We start from the raw sequence: 18,876 nt of genomic DNA, 5'->3' as shown, positions 1-18,876 counted from the left end.
TAGTAATCAAAAGGATATAGGAGTATAATCTTTTAGAAAAGGGAGGTGATTGTGTTGGACGAGAAACGATTTGACAGGTTAGAAGAAATGCTTTCTAATTTGATTGGAATGGTAGGCGGGATTAAAACTGAACTGTCAGATTTACGAGGGGAACAGCAAGGAATAAAAGCAGAATTGTTGGAATTACGAGGGGAACAGCAAGGAATAAAAGCAGAACTGTCAGAATTACGAAGTGAACAACAAGGGATAAAAGCAGAACTTTCGGAAATGCGTTCCGAAAACCAAAAACAATTTGCGGAAATTCATGCTAAGCTAACCGACATGCAAGCAGACCAGGACCATATTTGGGAAAAGGCTGCTAGAAATGAACGGGAGCTGGCAAAACTTAAAATACATCTTCAGTTATAAGACCTCCATTAAAAATCTGCATATACAATCCGTATCATTTTCATTCGGTTGCTCCATGATTAAAAGTATTTAAAAAAAGGAAGCATCCTCATTCTTTAGAAGTTGGGTTACTTCCTTTTTATGTTTTGGTAATGTAAAATTCAGTTGGCTATTTAGGAGTTAGAATCTGCCTTTAGAGCATCCTGGCTTTCTTTCACGAATTCATGGTTTTGGGTTAATTCATCGACTTCGGTTTGAAATGTCCCATGGATGCGGTTGATAATACCTGATATCCCACTGGTAAAACAGATATCGATGATTTGTTTCGGCGAAAAATGCTCAGCAACACGCTTATACAATTCATCGGAAATTCGGATGTCCTTCACCAATGCCTCTGTATATTCCAAAATCAGCCTTTCTTTTTCGGTATATACCAAACTGTCCCGCCATTGACGCAGCTGCTCTACTTTTTCCTTCGATAAACCCACGCTCCGACCGAGCATAATATGGGTTGGTATTCAGTAGTGACATTGGTTCAGCGCGGAGGTATAGAGATAAACCAGCTCCGCCATTTGGGGCTCTAATTCCCCTGAACGGTATGTTGCCAAGCTCATGCCCATTAATCCCTGCAACGCCTTTGGATGGTTGCCGAGAAGCTTATAAATATTCACAACCTGCCCATTCATATTCTCTAGCCTTTTGTACATCTGCTTCGTCTCATCCGTTGCCTGTTCATACTCCACATACGGGACCTCGCCATCAAACTACCTCCTAAATAAGATACCTGCTCGTACACTTTATCATAATTTTCAGAAAATGTAATGTGGAGTCTGATATGGTGCGTCAGGCACCCAGCGTGGACAAAAAGGCGTTCTGTTCACGCTGGCGGACATTTAGTATGTTTTTACAGCTCATTGTAGTTTTTCGACTGCTACCCGGCCGGAGAAGAAGGTGGCGCCGCCACCCATATCGGCAATTCGGCCTGGAGTGAGGATGTTTACTAGGTGCTTTGTTTCTGTTTTTACCGTTGCGTCCGATATCCCGATTTTATCTGCCCATAATCCCTGGGTCACAACGACTCCCGAAAGAACGCTGTCCCCGACAGCGGCTTTCAGCTCAATCTCGCCGCGATGATTCCAGACTCGGACCTGCCCACCATCTTCAATCCCCAGCCGCGCTGCATCCTCCCAATTCATAAAAAGAAGCGGCTCCTTTTCCAAAGAAACATGCTTATCGTTGTTAGAGAAAGTCGAGTTAAGGAAATTATGGTTCGGACCCGGGACAAATTGGAACGGAAACTCCTTGCCATCGTCCACTAATGGCACGTAGGTTGGCAGGGGCGGGTACCCGTCCTTCTTCATCCGCTCCGAATATAATTCGATTTTCCCACTTGGTGTCGGTAGCCTGCCCGGGAATAACGGCAAAACATTCGCCTTCATATAATGGAGCTCTGCTAGAAACTCGTAGCTCACACCGCTCAAATAAGGATTCTGCGGGTTATCGAGCGCACCCCTAATCATTTCCGCTTCCGTCTCAGTAAACGCAGTCTCCGTAAAGCCCATTCGCTCAGCGAGCAGTCGGAACACCTCGACATTCGACTTAGCCTCGCCGAACGGTTCGATGACAGGCTGCTGCAGCTGCACAAAATGATGCCAGTACGAAGTATAGAAATCGGTGTTTTCGAACGACGATGTCGCCGGAAGTACAATATCCGCATACTTGGCCGTTTCTGTTAAAAATAAATCGTGCACGACAGTAAACAAGTCTTCGCGGGCAAGCCCTTCACGCACCTTCTTGCTTGAAGGGGCCACAACCGCCGGGTTAGATCCGTATACATATAGAGAATTCACCTGTGGGTCAAGCGTCAGCAGGGCATCGCCGAGCAAATTCATGTTCACACTGCGTGTGTTTTTATTTTTCAAAAGATCAGGCCGTTGCAGCCTTGCTGCATTATGGGCCAAGAATCCAGAATTGCCTTTGATGGCGCCGCCGCCCTTTACAAGCCACTGGCCAGTCAGCGCCGGCAGGCAGGAAACCGTCCGGACAAACATGCCGCCATTATCGTGGTGCTGCGGGCCGTTGCCAATCCGAATAAAAGAAGGCGATGTTGTCCCATACATTCGTGCCAATCTATAGATATCGTCAACTGGAACCCCGGTAATTTCCGAAACAGCCGCTGGGTTATATTGCTTCACATGCTCCCGTAGTTCCTCGTACCCAACCGTATATTTTTTCGAAAAATCATCATCGACCATGTTTTCGTTAAACAAAATGTGCATGATCCCGAGGGCTAGGGCGCTATCCGTGCCCGGCAAGATCGGAATAAACCAATCTGCCAATCTTCCAGTTTGATTTTTATGGACATCGATGACGACAATCTTGGCGCCGTTTTCACGGCGGGCCTTTTGCGCCAAAGCCACCTGGTGCATGTTCGTGCTCACCGCATTGATGCCCCAGAAAATGAACAATTTCGTGTGAATTGTATCCTCAGGGTCAATGCCAAAGCTGCCGCCCATTGTATACTTGTAGCCGACCGCTCCGGCCGAGTTGCAGATGGTCCGGTCAATCCTTGATGCACCAAGCCTGTTCCAAAAGCGGCGGTCCATGCCTTCAGCAGCGAGTCGCCCCATATTTCCGTAAAAGCTATAGGGAAGAATGCTCTCCGGCCCGTCCGTTTGAATCAGTTCCTTCCAGTGGTCCGTGATGGTGCTCAGCGCTTCGTCCCAGCTAATGCGCGCAAAACGTCCCTCGCCCTTAGCCCCGACGCGCTTCAGCGGATATTGCAGGCGTTTTTCGTCATGAATCCGTTCCGCCATGTTCCGAACCTTATTGCAAATGTGCCCTTTTGTCACGGGGTGTTCCGGGTCGCCCTCGACCTTGACAATTTTTCCATCCTGTTTATGAAGCAACAGCCCGCACTGGTCTGGACAGTCAAGCGGGCAAACCGCATGAAAAATTCCATCCCGCGGAAGATTTTCGTAGGAAGGCATAAGCATTCTCCTTTTAAGAGCTTGATAGATTTATACTATCCCAGAAGGTGCTTGATTGTCACGAATCGAGAAAGAGGAGAGCGAAACATACTCAGGTCATTTTAGGACTGGGATGTCATTGGATAAAAAGACGTCCAAATCCATCCAGCCTCACCGCGACAGAATCAGCTGATGGTTGCTGTGGTTTGGCGGAACCATTGGGTAGACATTCTCCTCCTCAACGACGTCAAACTCCATCAGAGCCGGCCCATCCAGACGCATAGCCTCCGCTATAATCCGCCTTGCGTCCTCCTCGGTTCGAGCCCGATACCCTGGCACACTATAGGCCTCGGCCACCCCAGCAAAATTCGGCGAGCCGATTTTTACAGAAGAATAGCGGCCATGATAAAACAACTCCTGCCACTGGCGCACCATGCCCAAATAGCCGTTATTCAAGATTGCAATCTTGATTGGCAGGCGGTACCTGACGGCCGTAATCAACTCCTGCAGATTCATTTGAAAGCTGCCGTCGCCAGACACGCACAAAATGGGCATCCCCGAACCCAAACGCTCGGCCCCGGAGACCTCAACCGAAGAACCTGTCACCCCAGCAGCCGCCCCGATTGCTGCCGGCAGCCCATAGCCCATCGTGCCCAGCCCGCCCGATGTCACCAACGTCCGTGGTCTCGTAAACTGATAATGATGCGTCGTCCATATCTGGTGCTGTCCCACATCCGTCACTACTACTGTGTCCTCACTAGAAAACTCGGCCAGCGTGCGAATCACCGTCTGCGGGCTCAATACGCTCTTCGACTTCTCAAAGCGCGGCACCGTCCGCTTCCAATCCACCGCCTCATTTACCCAAATTTCGCCGTTTGCCCTGATTTGTTCATAATCCAGTTCCTCTTTTAATTGAAAAAGGAACTCAGCGGCGTCTTTGACAATCGGCAGGTCTACGGAAATGATTTTATTGATCTCAGCCGGGTCTATGTCCACGTGAATTTTTTTCGACTTTGGCGAAAAGCCGCTCACCTTTCCGGTCACCCGGTCGCTAAACCGAACTCCAATCGAGATCAACAAATCGCAATGGTGAACCGCTTTGTTGGCGGCATACGTTCCGTGCATCCCAAGCATCCCCAAAAACAGCGGGTTCCACGTATCCATCGCACCAATCCCGAGCATTGAACTAACAACCGGAATCCGCGAGCGCTCGGCGATTTCCCGTAAATGGCTCGTAGCCCCCGAAGCAATTACCCCGCCTCCGACAAAAAGCACCGGCTTCCTGGCGTTTTCAATTAATTCCTTCGCATGAATAATAGATTTCCTGCCCGCTTCATTAGTCCTTTCGCCTCTTGGTGCGCGGCTATGGCTCATCCGTTCAGCGCCCATCGTCACACTTTTGGTAGTCAACTCCACCAAGACCGGTCCGGGGCGTCCCTCAACGGCAAGCTTTAGGGCGTTATCAAGTACACCTTGCAGCTGCCCCGCCCCAGTTTTAAAAGAATACTTGGTAATCGGCATCGTAATTCCCGAGATATCTAATTCTTTGGCGGATTCCCCGTTTAATAGATTAGCTGAAAATGGACCGGCAATAACAACGATCGGGACAGAATCACTATAGGCGGTTGCAATCCCGGTGATTCCGCTTGTTACCCCGGCGGCCGTTGTCATCAGGACTACTCCGGGCTTACCGGTAGCGCGGGCATAACCGTCGGCAGCGTGAACGGCCGCCTGTTCATGCCGAAGTTGTATGCAGCGTATATCCGGATGTTCAGCCGGTAAAACCCCCTCGTTATGACAGCCAAAAACACATTCCACCCCTAGTTCATGAAGCGTCTCCATAAACGAATCTACTTTAAAAACTTCCTTCAACAAAATATTCACCTGATTTCACAGTTTTTAAATAGTTTAAATTATCAGTCAAAATAAGTATGTGATTTACATCAACGGAGGGTTGTTTTTTAAAAAAAAGAACCTTGGCCCATTTTCACACACTTTTCACACAATTCTCCCAAAATTATCCCGAACCCCTTGTCTATACTTAGATTAGAAACAAGTAAAGGAGTGTTAGAAAATGAAAAAAACTCTAATTGCAGGTGTTGCCGCCCTCACGCTTTTAGGAGGAGCTTATGGAATCCAAAGCGTTTCAGCAGCTGCCAGCAATCCGAAATCAGTGGAAACGAAAGCCTCAGGCGGTCACCTTGGCAAGAAGCTTGAGCTGGCCAGCCAGTATAAAGACCAAATTCATCAAATCAACCAGCAACGAAAGGAACGACTGAGCCTGAGGTCGCAAATCGTTGATAAAAAGGACCAGCTGTTGGACTTGGTGCTGGAAGCTAAAAATAGCGGCAATAAAGAGAAGTTTCAGCAGGCCAAGGATGTAAAGCGGCAAGTAAAATCAATGAACAAGGAATTAAAAACTCTTATGAAGGATGGCCGAAGCGACCGGAAATCCTTAAAGGATGCTGTGAAAAATGGCAATGGAAGTGAGGTCTTTAAAGAGGTAATTGCCACCCAGCAGCAAGTGAATGAAAAATTAAAGCAAATTGCCGCCGATCTGGACAAATTAATAGACATTTTTCAATAAAGGTAAAAGGGATGGTGTATTTCGCTGTCCCTTCTTTATTATATAATTGAAAAGTGAGGTGAGCCGTACGATGAAGCATGTTTTTGTTGTGGATGATGAGCAGAATATCCGAGACATTTTACAAAAATATATTGAAAATGAAGGCTACAAGGTAACGCTGTTTTCCGACGGCCGTCAAGTCTATGAGGAGATGTTGCGGCTGAAACCTGATTTGCTGGTGATTGACATCATGATGCCGCATCTCGACGGGCTTGAACTTTGTAAAAAAATCCGCTCGGCTAGTGATGTACCGATTATTTTTGTCTCGGCACGGGACGGCGAATTCGACCGAATTCTCGGGCTTGAGCTTGGCGGGGATGACTATTTAACGAAGCCATTCAGTCCAAGAGAACTAATAGTACGTATGAAGAATATTTTGAAACGGCTGGAAAAATCAATGGCCGTCGTAACAAAGCAAACATTAAGTATCCGGGACGTCACGATAGACCCCGAAAGAAGATACATAGAAAAAGACGGGCAGGAAATCAAGATGACTACAAAGGAATATGAACTGTTTGTGTTTCTGGCCCGGAAAAAAGGAAAGCCATTTACCCGGGATGAACTTCTTGAGTTTATTTGGGGTTACGAATATGCAGGAGACGGTCGACTGATTGATGATTTGGTTAAACGGATCCGTAAGAAATTAGATCAACACCAATCTTCCGTAGAGCTTTCCACAATCTGGGGATACGGGTACAGGCTGGATGAGTAGGATGAAAATTGGATCAAAGCTGTTATTATCTTATTTTATATTAATTATCAGCATTTTTTTGATTACTAGCTTTACGTTTCATTTCCTATCGCAGCGGTACTTGCTGAAGGAAACGGAGGTGCAGCTTAAGAAGGAAGCGAAAGTAATCAGCCAGATTCTAAGCAGGTCTTCTTTTTCAAGCGAAGCCGTTCGTGAAAAACTAATGAACCGCCGGGCACTGGCTGTAACGGAGCGGTTAATGTCTTCGAAAATGATAATTTGGACGAGGAATCGGGACATTATTTATTCGGATTTAAGAGGGGTTTCTTTGGACGATGTCCTGGGGGAAAGTAAGGGTCCTGGCCGGAACTTTGTCTCGGAATCGCTGGCTGTCACTTCGAAAAATGGAAAAACGATTGGGTACGTGACCCTTGTGGCGAGACTTGATGAAGTGCAGAAGGTAAATCGTTTGATGCGACGATCCCAGTTGTTCAGTTTGTTGATATCCGCCGTGATTGCGGTTGTATTAGGGTTTATTTTTCAAAAAGGTTTAACAAGGCCGCTCAGAAACTTAACGGAGCATATGAAAAATTTCTCGCTTAGAGGCCGGGGTCAGGAAATCAGGTTGAATTCAGCGGATGAAATTGGAGAATTGGCAGACAGCTTCAACGCCTTATCGCGCAAGCTTAAACAGTATGATGAGGAGCAAAAAGTGTTTTTTCAAAATGCCTCGCATGAGTTGAAGACACCGTTGATGGCGATTCAGGGAAACGCCGAGGGAATTTTGGATGGCGTGGTGAAGGGCGAGGACATAAACAAAAGCCTGAACGTCATCATCGCCGAAAGTCAGCGCTTGAAGCGGATTGTGGAGGGCATTACTTATTTGGCGAAGCTGGAGAATGTGGAGGACTGCTTTAAATTTCAAGAGTGGCCGCTTGAGCAGTTGATCCAGGAGGCGGTCGAAAGCGTTGCAGCCCTTGCTGAAAAGCGTGGCGTAAGGATTATGGCCGAGACCGGGTCAACGGGGTTAGTAAAGGTGGACCAGGAAAAACTGAAGCGCGCGTTGATAAATTTACTTGGGAATGCCATTCGTTATGCCGAATCGGAGGTGCGAGTGAAAGCGGCTTTTATGGGTGAGGATTATGGAAGGAAATTAACGCTAGTGATGGAAGTCCGTGACGATGGCCCAGGCTTTGCATCCGGCGAGGTTGAAAAAGTATTCCAGCGCTTTTACAGCGGTGACACTGGCGGCTCGGGAATCGGATTGGCCATTACCAAAGCCATTGTTGAAGGGCACGGCGGCTCAATTGTGGCGTTTAATGGGGAACTGGGCGGAGCGGTATTCCGAATTACCCTACCTGAGATGGAGTAAGCAGCTTTAATTGACGGTAGCAGGGCTGTAACTGTCGGATGGCACGGTTTTACTGTGGGATAACGAGCTGCAACTGTCGGATAAGGGACCGTAACTGTCGGATAACCGACTTTAATTGTCGTTAAGTCCTGTTACTCTCGGATAATCGACGGTTACTCTCGGATAGGGATCAAATACTCTCGGATAAAGCCGGTTTACTCTCGCATAAAGGATAAATACTCTCGACAGAGCCAACTTGCTCTCAACTAACTGCGGGCGCCCAGCCATGAAGCGCCAAAAAGTCATCCCTAGGCGTCGAATCTTGCAGTTTTCCCAGGAAATTTTGTAGAAATAACACCGCAAATTTCCTTGGCTTATTTAAGTTGAAGTTGCTAAGCTATGTTAACCTTTCACCAATCCCCCCTCCACCCATAGGATATTACATAAGAATGGGTGGGAGGTTTTTTCTATGTATCCTTATTCAAATTACCTTGACGCGATAAACCGGCAAGGCAATAAATTGATAGGTGAAGTGGAAAGGGCGATCAATGGGGAGTACAGTGCCATTGATTGTTATGCTAAGCTGGCTAATTTGGCTTCAAATAAGGAGGAGCGAAATCGAATTCTGGAAATTCGCCAGGACGAGATTAAGCATTATCAGCATTTTGTAGAGATCTACAGAAGACTGACAGGGCAGCCTCCGCAGCCGAAAATTATCGAGGAATGTTCCGGGAATTATCTAAACGGGTTGGAGTTTGCGTTAATGGATGAACAGAAAACAGTCGATTTTTATATGGAAATTTCCGATACCGCAAACGACCCATTTATAAGAGAGGTTTTTCGCAGGGCAGCAGTGGACGAACAGAATCATGCGGTGTGGTTTTTGTACTTTTTTTCAAAAAGAAAATGAAAAATGTCCCCGGTAAGCAGTTTCCTTACCGGGGACATTTTGCTAGATGGAACATGATTAGTCCCCACTGCCACCTGAATCGCCTCCACTGTCGGAACTGCCATAATTATTATCGTTATCATTAGCGGTATCATTTAAATAATCTCTATCATCATGATGATGGCCAGAGGATTTTTCCTTCTTAATGCTTGGGAAAATTAATAAAGCCAAGATAATCAATATGGTTCCAAAGAACTCTTGCGTTCCGAAAATAAGGTAAATACCCAAAATCAAGAGTGCTGCACCAACCAGCCTTTGAAGCAATCTTATTGCATTCAGAAAAATCCCCCCTTATAAAATAATTATTTTCAAGTAGGACTTTTTATGTATTACGAACAGTTTACAACCTTATGAGTCCCTTATGAAAACAAGCCCGCTGACAGAGGGGCAACAGCGAACCCTAAATGATCTATTAAACAAAAAAGGGCTCAGCAAACGAGCCCAAATCAAAATCATCCGCCTCGCCCGGACTATCTCCGACCTTGAAAGAAGCCCCTGCATCACCGACCAAAGCATCGCAGAAGCCATTCGCTTGAACAGCGGGACATTGAAAAGATGAACTATTTTTTAGCTAATAAGAAAGTATAAACTTTCTGTTGAAAGCTTTAAACTTTCTTAACGCATAAATTCAACTACGCCTCTGTCTTCGTCCTATCGGACTCGCCAATCGGCGAGTTTTCATTTAATCCTCTCCTTAATGTTTTCTGTATGGACCAGGATTAGTAGAAAAATCATGCCTAATACAATAGCAGGGATAACCCAATTATCTGTTTTGAATATCAATAACACAGGAATAAAAAGGAACGACCCAAAGCCTGCGAAAGTGAAGCTTTTTAAAAAGGGAAAGAGTACGAGAAATGAAAGAACAATTACGGGGGCTATCAGCGGTTCGAAAGCAATAATTCCGCCGATAAAGGTCGAAATCCCCATGCCGCCTTTAAACTTAAGAAAAATCGGTTTAAGATGGCCAACAATGACAAACACCAGTCCCAGCAATTGGACAGTCTCTGAAAAATGCAGTAGATACCGCCCGGCAAGTACCACAAAGGCCCCTTTCAAGGCATCACCAAGAAAAGTCAGAACAAAGGCCTTTTTTCCATAAACACGCCCAGCATTCCTTGCTCCGACATTCCCGCTGCCCTGCTCCCGGATATCCTGCCCTTTCAACAACATGGACACCAAGTAGCCGAACATGATATTACCAACAATATAAGAAACAAGATAATACAACCAGACCATTGTAATCACTGCCTATTCATGTACTTTTTGGAAAAACGCTGCTCTTCACTATTATAATATGTATCTATTGTTTCGGCGGAGATTTATTAAAGCGGATATGTGCTTAAATAACAATAGGGTTCGGCCGCTAACGAACCGAACCCTAAATATTTTATATAAATAAAAGCAGGCTGATTGCCATTACAGCCATCCCGCCAATCAACCCATAGATGGACAGGTGGGCTTCGTCATACCTTTTGGCGGCTGGGAGCAGCTCATCAAGGGAAATGAATACCATAATCCCAGCTACTGCGGCAAAGATAACCCCAAACATAATATCGTTCAGAAAGGGCATTAAGAATAGGTAAGCAGCTAGTGCCCCAATCGGCTCCGACAGCCCCGAAAGAAAGGATAGCTTAAACGCTCTTTTTTTATCGCCGGTGGCAAAATAGACCGGAACAGAAACCGCAATTCCTTCGGGGATATTGTGGATGGCAATGGCCACAGCAATGGCGATTCCGAGCTTTGGATCCTGGAGGGCAGAGGTAAAGGTAGCAATCCCTTCTGGAAAGTTATGAATGCCAATCGCAAGGGCCGTGAATGTCCCCATTTTTAGTAAGTCTGGTTTCTTACCGGCCGCTGCAACGTCTCCTCCGGTACTAGTCATATCCTCGACCGTTCTGAGTTCATGCGGGTTGCTTTGCTTTGGAATAAATTTATCGATGCTGGCAATTAAAAGCATCCCCGCAAAGAAGCCGCCGACAGTCAGCCAGTTGCCAGGAACGGTCCCCATAGCATCCACTAGTGCCGTTTTTGCCTTCACAAAAATCTCAACCATGGACACATAAATCATGACACCCGCGGAGAATCCAAGTGTGACCGAAAGAAACTTTGTATTCGTGTGCGAGGTGAAAAATGCAAGTACACTGCCAATCCCTGTGGCAAGGCCGGCAAATAAAGTTAACCCAAAGGCCAATAGCAAATTTTGAGTCACTTTTTTTCCTCCCTTTATAAAAACAAATTTATCTTTCTCGAATTTTGTCTATCTTTCCAAATAACATAAAAACAGTTATATTTTTATATGCTTAAACCCAGAAATGTTTCCTTTTGACGGGCAAGGGGATGGTTCTTCTGCTTCTGAGGCATAAGAACCGTCCCTCTGCATCACAAAAAAACTGGCTAAATGGGGTAAGTTGCCCATTTAGCCAGTCAGGTACTTCTCTTGTATTTCTTTATTGTAATTCCAGTTGTTTTTTTAGTTCGGTTTGGATTCTTGTCTTTTCTTCTGGTGAGACCAGCCCATAGTAAATTTTATTGATCATCGTCCCGGTTTCTTTGATTTCCATTTGCTGAATCGTTTTACCAGCGTCTTTATAATTTTTTTGGATGTCTGCCATTTGATCGAAGGTTAGGTTCGTTTTTATGTTTTTTCCAATTGCTTCAAAAATGGAGGAGAAACTTGTCAGGCTTGATAGGCTCATGCCTTCATCAATTACTCCTTCAATGATCTGCCGCTGTCTCAACTGCCGGCCAAAATCCCCTCTTGGGTCTTCATACCTCATTCGTGAAAAACTTAAAGCCTGCTCTCCGTTCAGGTTTATTTCTCCTATAGGAAAGTGGGAATTGCCTTGGGAAAAATCAAAATCATTATAAACTTTAACACCACCGACAGCATCCACAATATCCTTAAAGCCTTCCATATTAATCTGCATGTAGTAATCAATCGGAATATCAAGAAATTCTTCGACGGTAGCCATGGACATAGGAACTCCGCCAAAGGCATAGGCGTGGTTAATTTTATCCTCTGTTCCTTTTCCGACAATTTCCGTTCGGGTATCCCGCGGGATGCTGAGCATTTTTACCGAATTATTATTCGGATTGACAGCCAAAACGATTATCGTGTCGGAACGGCCTTTGTCCCCTTTTCGTTCATCGACACCGAGCATTAACACGGAAAAGGGCTCCTTTTTTTCCAAAGCGACCGGCTGGGTCCGTTTTTCAGGTACCGTCCGCTTAACCGGCTGGTGCATGGTAACCACAGCATCTTTAAGGGAGTGGTAAACCATAAACCCATAAACTCCTGCCGCAACCAAAACTAGTAAAAGAAAAATCCCTGTTACCTTTAACCACTTTCTACCTTTCTTTGAACGAACCTCCATCATGTGGACCTCCAAAATATGTAGTTTAATAGTGTAACAATAGAGTTTTTATGCTATGAGTGTCAGGCACCGTTCGTGGACATTTGTCCGTCTGAGGTGGACAGTTGATTATCCAGTCGGCCCTTTGAAGCGGCAGCGTTATTGATTGTGGTAGTGTGTGAAAGATTTAATGTTAGAAAATGCGAGTTTTGTAACCGTTTTGGATGTGGAAAATGAATCTTTTGGTACATTTAAATATATAGTAATTAGGGATATATTATCACCCTTTGAAAAAAAATCCAATTTATAGGCATGTTTCGATAGGGTTTAAAAGTTTGGGGCCTATCACTGGCACTTTCGAAATAAGTAAAAGGGGGATACAGTCTTTTTGAACTGTATCCCCCTTTCGGCAGCTTTCTACTAACCCAGATGTTTACTCCCCATTACCATCTTTATTTTGCTTTTTCTGCTGCTCCTGCAGGGCAATCAGAAGGTCCTGGATATCCACCTTGCCGTCCTTATTCAGGTCGTTTAAATTCATTTCTGGTGCTGATGGCGCCTGCGGCACAGTAGGCGTAGAGCCCTGCCCACCCATATTCGCACTCGGTCCAGCGGCCGGAAGCACAGCTGCGGCTGCCTTATTTTTCGACCCGCCGGCAAAGGTGAACACCAACAGAATCAGAACAAGCAGACCAGCCACACCGTCACCAATATAGAAGAAGGTGGCATAATCGGACCAAAGCATCTTGCTTTTGCTCATTTTCTCCTCAGAATTGCCGATATACTCCTTTATTTCCGAGTGATTTGGATAAATCCGCTGGACTGCTTCGAATTTTTCCAAGGCATGTTTGTAGTAGCCGCCCCAATACAATTCAAGGCCTTCTTTATAAAGCCGATTCGTTTCGCTCTTCGTATTTCTGACACCGGCTTGGTTCACAAATTCTTTGACGGTATTGACCGGTACGGCAAAATTAAAACCCTGCACCTCTTGACCGTTGACCGTATCACCACGGAATGTCAGAAGCCCAATAATTTGCCCTTTTTCGTTAATGACAGGTCCGCCGCTATTTCCGTGCGTTGCTGCGGCGTTAATTTGAATTACCGGACTTCCTTGGTCGGTCTTTTTGTCAGTCGCGGAAATTTGCCCGGCATTCATGGTGGAAACGAGGGATGAATCAGGTGACAGGAGGTCCGAATCGGCAGCAGCAGGATAGCCGCTTACCCAAATATTATCCTGGTTTTGGACTTCGCTGGAGTCACCAAGCGGGATGGACGGCAGGTTCTTTCCCTCTATTTTAACGACGGCTGCGTCCTTCCCTTGGTTAATCGGCGCACCGTAGCTCTTAATTTCCCCATCGAGAACATCTCCACCTGGTAAAATAACCTTTGTGACGCGCTTAATCTCCGTATACTGAGTATAGGCGACTAAATAATTATAAGCAGTATTGTAATCAACCTGGAAGTGGTCTGCCATGATGGTCACCAGCTGTTGAAAGGCTGCATCGGCCACCTCTTGGTCTTCCATTTTTCCATATTCGACGACATGGGCATTGGTAACGATATAGCCGTCAGAGCTAATAATCGCACCAGAACCGGACCCACCGATAAGCGTTTGATATTTTAACTGTTCCAAAACTGCTTCGACTTCAGGGTTGTAGTCATTAAACTGCCACCCAACCAATGCATAGTCAATAATTCGCACCACAGCAGGCTTCGTGTATTCATTCAGCCTTTGGGCTTGCGATACATTCCCTTTGGCAGGCTTGATGTTGATCAGGACAAAGGAAGCGACGATCGCCGCAATCAGCAGCAAGCTGATCGGAATGGTAAATAGGGCCCTCTTCTTCAATGCATGATTCACCTCTATATTCGGAATTTTTAAAAAACCAACAATGGCAATATATTCGGTGGATAGGGAATGGGAATTTGTACCTGAAAATTGGACTTTAAAGGCTGTTAGAAAGGGCGGGCTTAATTTCAAGGTGCATTTTGTTATAATGGATTGAGTGGCAACTGCAATAATTTTTCAAAAAAATATTTAAAGGGTATAATGCTTTATAGAACAGACAATGGAGGTCATTATGGAAAAGGAATTAAAGGTTATGACAGTGTTTGGGACAAGGCCTGAAGCAATCAAAATGGCGCCGCTCGTGAAGGAGCTTGAAAAGTATCCGGAGCAAATCAAGTCAATTGTGACAGTGACAGCGCAGCATCGTGAAATGCTGGACCAAGTTTTGAATATTTTTGAAATCACGCCTGATTATGATTTAAATATAATGAAAGAAAGACAATCATTGGTCGGTGTGACCACCCGGGCCTTGGAAGGCCTTGACCAAGTTTTGGCCGACGTTAAACCAGATATCGTGCTGGTTCACGGTGATACATCGACAACGTTCGTGGCAAGTTTAGCAGCTTTTTATCATCAGATTCCAATTGGTCATGTGGAGGCGGGGCTTCGAACGCACAATAAATATTCGCCTTACCCTGAAGAAATGAACCGGCAGCTGACAGGTGTACTGGCTGATCTTCATTTTTCACCAACGGTCCAGTCCAAGCAGAATCTATTAGTGGAAAATAAGAAGGAAGAATCTATTTTCATAACTGGCAACACAGCAATCGATGCGTTGAAGACGACTGTAAAAACCCAATATTCACATCCTGTATTGGACAGGCTTGGCGGAGATAGATTGGTGCTTATGACTGCCCACCGTCGCGAAAACACCGGGAAACCAATGGAGAACATGTTCAATGCTATCCGCCGTTTAGTTGAAAAGCACGATGATGTCCAGGTAGTTTACCCGGTACATATGAATCCTGTTGTTCGCGAGATTGCCGGTCGAATCTTGGGAGACAATGACCGAATTCATTTAATTGAACCGTTGGATGTCATTGATTTCCACAACTTTGCCTCACGGGCATATTTGATTCTTACTGATTCCGGAGGTGTTCAAGAGGAAGCACCATCGTTAGGTGTTCCGGTTCTTGTCCTAAGGGATACAACCGAGCGTCCAGAAGGGATTGCCGCCGGTACACTGAAGCTTGCGGGCACCGATGAAGAAACCATCTTCGGAATGGCTGACGAACTGCTTACGGATTCGGCCGCACACGACCAAATGGCTAAAGCCTCCAACCCCTACGGCGACGGCATCGCCTCTGGGCGCATCGTCCAAGCCATCCTTTACCACTTTGGAAACAGAGGGGATAGGCCAGAGGACTTTGGGGTTTAAAGTCAAAGGGTGTCATTAAAAGTGTCAGCACCGCTCGTGACATTGTCCATGTGGGGCAGACGTTCTTCGAATTTAGGTTTGAACTGGCTAACCTTTGTAAGTATTGAGCTTTTTAGCCCTCTTGTCTCCTGTGAGGAGGCAAGAGGGTTATCCCTATTTTTAAGTAGAAAGTTTTGTCGTTTATGAAGTTAAAGAAAATTCATCATATCGCCATTATTTGTTCTGATTATAAGAAGTCAAAGGATTTTTATGTGCGAATTCTTGGTCTCAACCCAATAAGCGAAACATATCGGAAGGAGCGAAATTCCCATAAGCTGGATTTGGAAGTGAATGGCCACTACCAGATTGAGCTTTTTTCCTTCCCGAATCCACCCAAGCGCCCAAGCTATCCGGAGGCAGCAGGTTTACGGCATTTAGCCTTTGAAGTAGAGAACATCGAAGAAGCGGTTCACCATTTAACAGAGCAGCATATAGAAGTGGAACCAATCCGCATAGACACCCTCACCAACAAGAAATTCACCTTCTTCTCAGACCCTGACGGCCTTCCCATCGAACTATACGAGATATAAAAAAACCACCACCCGATTCCTCAAAAAATAGGTCTCAGGTCGTAGTTTGTTTGCGATTCAAGTCTATAGCGGGCAGGAGTTTTTTCATGTATTGTGGAATTAATAGATGGAAATAACTTTCATTTATTGGCAATTCATTTAATAATGAAACATTCACTTCTTTCATACGTATGAATAGAAGTGATGAAAAGTCAGGAGTCGATTAAAATGAATCCCATTCTTTCGTTAATTCTCCGCTCGTTTGTGGCTGTACCTGTTACCATTATTGCGGGCTTTGTCAGCTTTTTCTTTATGAACATAAACTTTCTGCCATCGATTGGTATTGCGATTGCCGCAGGAGTTCTAACCCATTTAATCCTTGGGCCAATCATGACTTCAACGTTTTTGAAAAAACACCAGCTGTCATGGAGGGAATACCGTTATATTCGAAAAAATTTAGCGGATGCCCAGAAAAAAATCCGCCGCTTGAATAAATCGCTTTTTAGTATTCGCGACCTGTCGTCTGTGAAGCAAAGAATTGACATACTTCGTATCACTAAAAAAATTCAAAAGATGGCTCTCAAGGAGCCGAAGCGTTTCTATCAGGCCGAGCCGTTTTATTTTTCACATCTCGATTCAGTTATCGAGCTGACGGAAAAATACAATTTTCTTTCAGCGCAGCCGAAAAAAAGCTTGGAAATTAATCAATCTTTGATTGAAACAAGACAGACCTTGAATGAACTTACCAAGGTACTTGAGGAAGATTTATATCATGTGGTCTCAGATGATGTGGACCATTTAAATTTTGAAATTGATGTTGCCAAACATACGATAAAAAAACAAAAAGAAGCTAAATTCCCTGAAGAAAATAGGTGGTTAAAATGACCGAAAATAATAATCCATTGCAAAAAGGTGATTTTTTAAATGACATTCTTGCTGACCCGTTTGGTGACGGGCTTCAGCCTGCGAAAAGCCCTGTGCTTCAGCAGCAGGGAGAAGCACCTCGGCCAACGAAACTCATTGATGTCATTCCGGAGGAGCACCGCGCTAAAGCCTATCAGCTAGCTGAACAAATTGACCCGACCAACCATCAGGCGATGATTCAGTACGGGACACAGGCCCAAGGAAAGCTGCTCTCGTTTTCTCACGCCATGCTTGAGCATGTTCAGCAAAAGGACGTTGGTGAAATTGGAGAAATCATCAGCGATTTAATGAAGCGCCTCAACGAAGTGAATCCGGACGAGCTAAAGGACAGCAAGCCGTCCTTTTTTGGACGGATGTTTGGAAAAATCTCTAGCTCGCTTCAGGAGGTTCTGTCTAAGTACCAGAAAACGGGAGCACAAATTGATCGCATCAGCGTGAAGCTGGACCGCAGCAAAAACGTACTGTTATCCGATATCAAATTGCTCGAACAACTTTACGAAACGAATAAAGAATATTTCCATGCTCTCAATGTATATATTGCCGCCGGTGAAATTAAGCTTGAGGAAATGCACGAAAAGACAATCCCACAGCTAAAAAGAGAGGCAGATTCCACCAATGACCAGATGAAGTTTCAAGAGGTCAACGATATGATTCAATTTGCGGACCGGCTCGATAAACGTCTCCATGATTTGAAGTTAAGCCGAGAAATCACGATTCAAAGTGCACCGCAAATTCGCCTGATTCAAAACACAAACCAGGCATTAGTGGAAAAAATACAGTCTTCTATTGTCACAGCCATTCCGTTATGGAAGAACCAAGTGGCGATTGCGCTGACACTCATCCGCCAGCGGCATGCAGTCGAGGCCCAGAAGCAGGTATCGAAAACAACGAACGAGCTGCTGCTAAAAAATGCTGAGATGCTAAAAACGAATACGATTGAAACGGCCAAAGAAAACGAGCGCGGACTTGTCGATATTGAAACGCTCAAAAAAACACAGGAAAACCTGATTTCCACACTGGAGGAGACGCTGAGAATCCAGGAGGAAGGCCGCCACAAACGCCGGATTGCCGAGCAGGAACTTGCCACGATGGAAAACGACTTAAAACTGAAGCTCCTTGAAATCAAAGGAAAATAAGAAATGCCCCCGCAAAGGACACGTTCAGGATGCGGGGGCTATTTTTTTGTAAGACAAATTTTGTCTTAAACCGCTCTGAGAATCGTCGCAAAAAAAGACATGGGTTCGTCCCCCGCCTTTATTCGTCAACTTTAAAGATTTACTCGCCTAATTTCATGATTTACTCGCCCAAATCTAGATTTTACCTGCCAAGCCCTATTTGGAGAGGCCAAACCTACCAAAAAAGGTACCTTTCAATTACCCTTTTTGGTGTTATTTCCATTAATTTGGAAATGCCTTCCGATTAGGTTTGGTTACTTTCCAAATGGGGAGAAATATTTTCCACATTCATGATGTTACTTACACTTTTTGGTCGAATACTTACCAAAATACCTGGTTTACTTTCCAAACTTATTTTTCAGGGGGGATTCGCCCAAAAAAGCCAGGCGGCGAGCCTGGCTTAGGTAATATATGAGATCTTAATAATACCTTTCTAAAAATTACTCGCTGGATTTGGGATTTTACTCGTCAACTTTTGAGTTTTACTTGCCTAATTTCATGATTTACTCGCGCAACCCTATTTGGAGAGGCCAAACCTACCAAAAAAGGTACCTTTTCAATTACCCTTTTCGGTGTGATTTCCATTTATTTGGATATACTTTCCGATTAGGTGTGGTTACTTTCCAAATGGGGAGAAATACTTTCCACATTCATGATGTTACTTACACTTTTT

General features: G+C 45.0%; 19 protein-coding genes. 10 read left to right on the top strand and 9 right to left on the bottom strand.

The genetic code is table 11. From position 1 onward, the window contains the following. Window positions 1-54: 54 nt before the first annotated feature. A complete protein-coding gene (locus V5M37_RS25730; protein ID WP_423799725.1) occupies window positions 55-408 on the top strand; it encodes a hypothetical protein in 354 nt (117 codons plus the stop codon). 152 nt (window positions 409-560) lie between these two features. Here V5M37_RS25730 and V5M37_RS25725 read toward each other — a convergent pair whose 3' ends face one another. The 4 genes from V5M37_RS25725 to ilvB all read right to left on the bottom strand — a co-directional run bounded on the left by V5M37_RS25725 (window position 561) and on the right by ilvB (window position 5,228). Then, complete coding sequence (locus V5M37_RS25725) at window positions 561-875, bottom strand: carboxymuconolactone decarboxylase family protein (RefSeq protein WP_423799724.1); 315 nt, start codon at window positions 873-875, stop codon at window positions 561-563. Window positions 876-905: 30 nt separating this feature from the next. After that, window positions 906-1,130, bottom strand: coding sequence for a hypothetical protein (locus tag V5M37_RS25720; protein ID WP_423799723.1), 225 nt, complete (start codon window positions 1,128-1,130; stop codon window positions 906-908). 168 nt (window positions 1,131-1,298) lie between these two features. Beyond that, a complete protein-coding gene (locus V5M37_RS25715) occupies window positions 1,299-3,377 on the bottom strand; it encodes a molybdopterin-containing oxidoreductase family protein (RefSeq protein WP_423799722.1) in 2,079 nt (692 codons plus the stop codon). A 150-nt stretch (window positions 3,378-3,527) separates the two neighbouring features. Then, complete coding sequence (gene ilvB, locus V5M37_RS25710; RefSeq protein ID WP_423799721.1) at window positions 3,528-5,228, bottom strand: biosynthetic-type acetolactate synthase large subunit; 1,701 nt, start codon at window positions 5,226-5,228, stop codon at window positions 3,528-3,530. 202 nt (window positions 5,229-5,430) lie between these two features. On the opposite strand from ilvB, the gene V5M37_RS25705 reads away from it, so the two are divergent. The 4 genes from V5M37_RS25705 (at window position 5,431) to V5M37_RS25690 (ending at window position 8,934) form a co-directional block, all read left to right on the top strand. Next, a complete protein-coding gene (locus V5M37_RS25705) occupies window positions 5,431-5,943 on the top strand; it encodes a hypothetical protein (protein WP_423799720.1) in 513 nt (170 codons plus the stop codon). Window positions 5,944-6,013: 70 nt separating this feature from the next. After that, complete coding sequence (locus tag V5M37_RS25700; protein WP_423799719.1) at window positions 6,014-6,694, top strand: response regulator transcription factor; 681 nt, start codon at window positions 6,014-6,016, stop codon at window positions 6,692-6,694. Window position 6,695: 1 nt separating this feature from the next. Further along, a complete protein-coding gene (locus tag V5M37_RS25695; protein ID WP_423799718.1) occupies window positions 6,696-8,045 on the top strand; it encodes a sensor histidine kinase in 1,350 nt (449 codons plus the stop codon). Window positions 8,046-8,493: 448 nt separating this feature from the next. After that, complete coding sequence (locus tag V5M37_RS25690; RefSeq protein WP_423799717.1) at window positions 8,494-8,934, top strand: ferritin-like domain-containing protein; 441 nt, start codon at window positions 8,494-8,496, stop codon at window positions 8,932-8,934. A gap of 57 nt (window positions 8,935-8,991) precedes the next feature. Here the strand turns inward: V5M37_RS25690 and V5M37_RS25685 are convergent, their stop codons facing one another. Beyond that, window positions 8,992-9,237 carry a hypothetical protein gene (locus V5M37_RS25685; RefSeq protein ID WP_423799716.1) on the bottom strand — a complete coding sequence of 82 codons (246 nt, stop codon included), beginning with the start codon at window positions 9,235-9,237 and terminating at the stop codon, window positions 8,992-8,994. A 64-nt stretch (window positions 9,238-9,301) separates the two neighbouring features. Here V5M37_RS25685 and V5M37_RS25680 point away from each other — a divergent pair, with 64 nt between their 5' ends. Continuing rightward, entirely contained in the window at window positions 9,302-9,532 is a 231-nt protein-coding gene (locus tag V5M37_RS25680; RefSeq protein WP_423802687.1) for a hypothetical protein, read from the top strand. A gap of 119 nt (window positions 9,533-9,651) precedes the next feature. Here V5M37_RS25680 and V5M37_RS25675 read toward each other — a convergent pair whose 3' ends face one another. The 4 genes from V5M37_RS25675 to V5M37_RS25660 all read right to left on the bottom strand — a co-directional run bounded on the left by V5M37_RS25675 (window position 9,652) and on the right by V5M37_RS25660 (window position 14,178). Continuing rightward, complete coding sequence (locus tag V5M37_RS25675) at window positions 9,652-10,212, bottom strand: glycerol-3-phosphate acyltransferase (RefSeq protein WP_423799715.1); 561 nt, start codon at window positions 10,210-10,212, stop codon at window positions 9,652-9,654. A 151-nt stretch (window positions 10,213-10,363) separates the two neighbouring features. Then, window positions 10,364-11,185 carry a zinc transporter ZupT gene (gene zupT, locus V5M37_RS25670; protein ID WP_423799714.1) on the bottom strand — a complete coding sequence of 274 codons (822 nt, stop codon included), beginning with the start codon at window positions 11,183-11,185 and terminating at the stop codon, window positions 10,364-10,366. 238 nt (window positions 11,186-11,423) lie between these two features. Further along, window positions 11,424-12,350 carry a LytR family transcriptional regulator gene (locus V5M37_RS25665; protein ID WP_423799713.1) on the bottom strand — a complete coding sequence of 309 codons (927 nt, stop codon included), beginning with the start codon at window positions 12,348-12,350 and terminating at the stop codon, window positions 11,424-11,426. A gap of 412 nt (window positions 12,351-12,762) precedes the next feature. Then, window positions 12,763-14,178, bottom strand: a complete 1,416-nt coding sequence (locus V5M37_RS25660; protein WP_423799712.1) for a S1C family serine protease — start codon at window positions 14,176-14,178, stop codon at window positions 12,763-12,765. Between the two features lie 232 nt (window positions 14,179-14,410). On the opposite strand from V5M37_RS25660, the gene wecB reads away from it, so the two are divergent. The 4 genes from wecB to V5M37_RS25640 all read left to right on the top strand — a co-directional run bounded on the left by wecB (window position 14,411) and on the right by V5M37_RS25640 (window position 18,164). Then, the gene (gene wecB / locus V5M37_RS25655; protein ID WP_423799711.1) at window positions 14,411-15,556 is read left to right on the top strand and encodes a non-hydrolyzing UDP-N-acetylglucosamine 2-epimerase; all 1,146 of its coding nucleotides are present in this window, start codon (window positions 14,411-14,413) and stop codon (window positions 15,554-15,556) included. A gap of 182 nt (window positions 15,557-15,738) precedes the next feature. Further along, on the top strand, window positions 15,739-16,125 hold the full coding sequence (locus V5M37_RS25650; RefSeq protein WP_378583352.1) for a VOC family protein: 387 nt from the start codon (window positions 15,739-15,741) through the stop codon (window positions 16,123-16,125). Window positions 16,126-16,332: 207 nt separating this feature from the next. Beyond that, window positions 16,333-16,989 carry a 5-bromo-4-chloroindolyl phosphate hydrolysis family protein gene (locus V5M37_RS25645; RefSeq protein WP_423799710.1) on the top strand — a complete coding sequence of 219 codons (657 nt, stop codon included), beginning with the start codon at window positions 16,333-16,335 and terminating at the stop codon, window positions 16,987-16,989. Continuing rightward, window positions 16,986-18,164, top strand: a complete 1,179-nt coding sequence (locus V5M37_RS25640; protein ID WP_423799709.1) for a toxic anion resistance protein — start codon at window positions 16,986-16,988, stop codon at window positions 18,162-18,164. Before V5M37_RS25645 ends, V5M37_RS25640 begins: the two co-directional genes overlap by 4 nt. Window positions 18,165-18,876 lie beyond the last annotated feature (712 nt).

The sequence above is a fragment of the Neobacillus sp. SAB-20_R2A genome (assembly GCF_049568635.1).
Taxonomy (GTDB): Bacteria; Bacillota; Bacilli; order Bacillales; family Cytobacillaceae; genus Neobacillus; species Neobacillus citreus.
The sequence above is the reverse complement of the archived record's forward strand: the minus strand, read 5'-3'. Positions and strand labels throughout refer to the sequence as shown.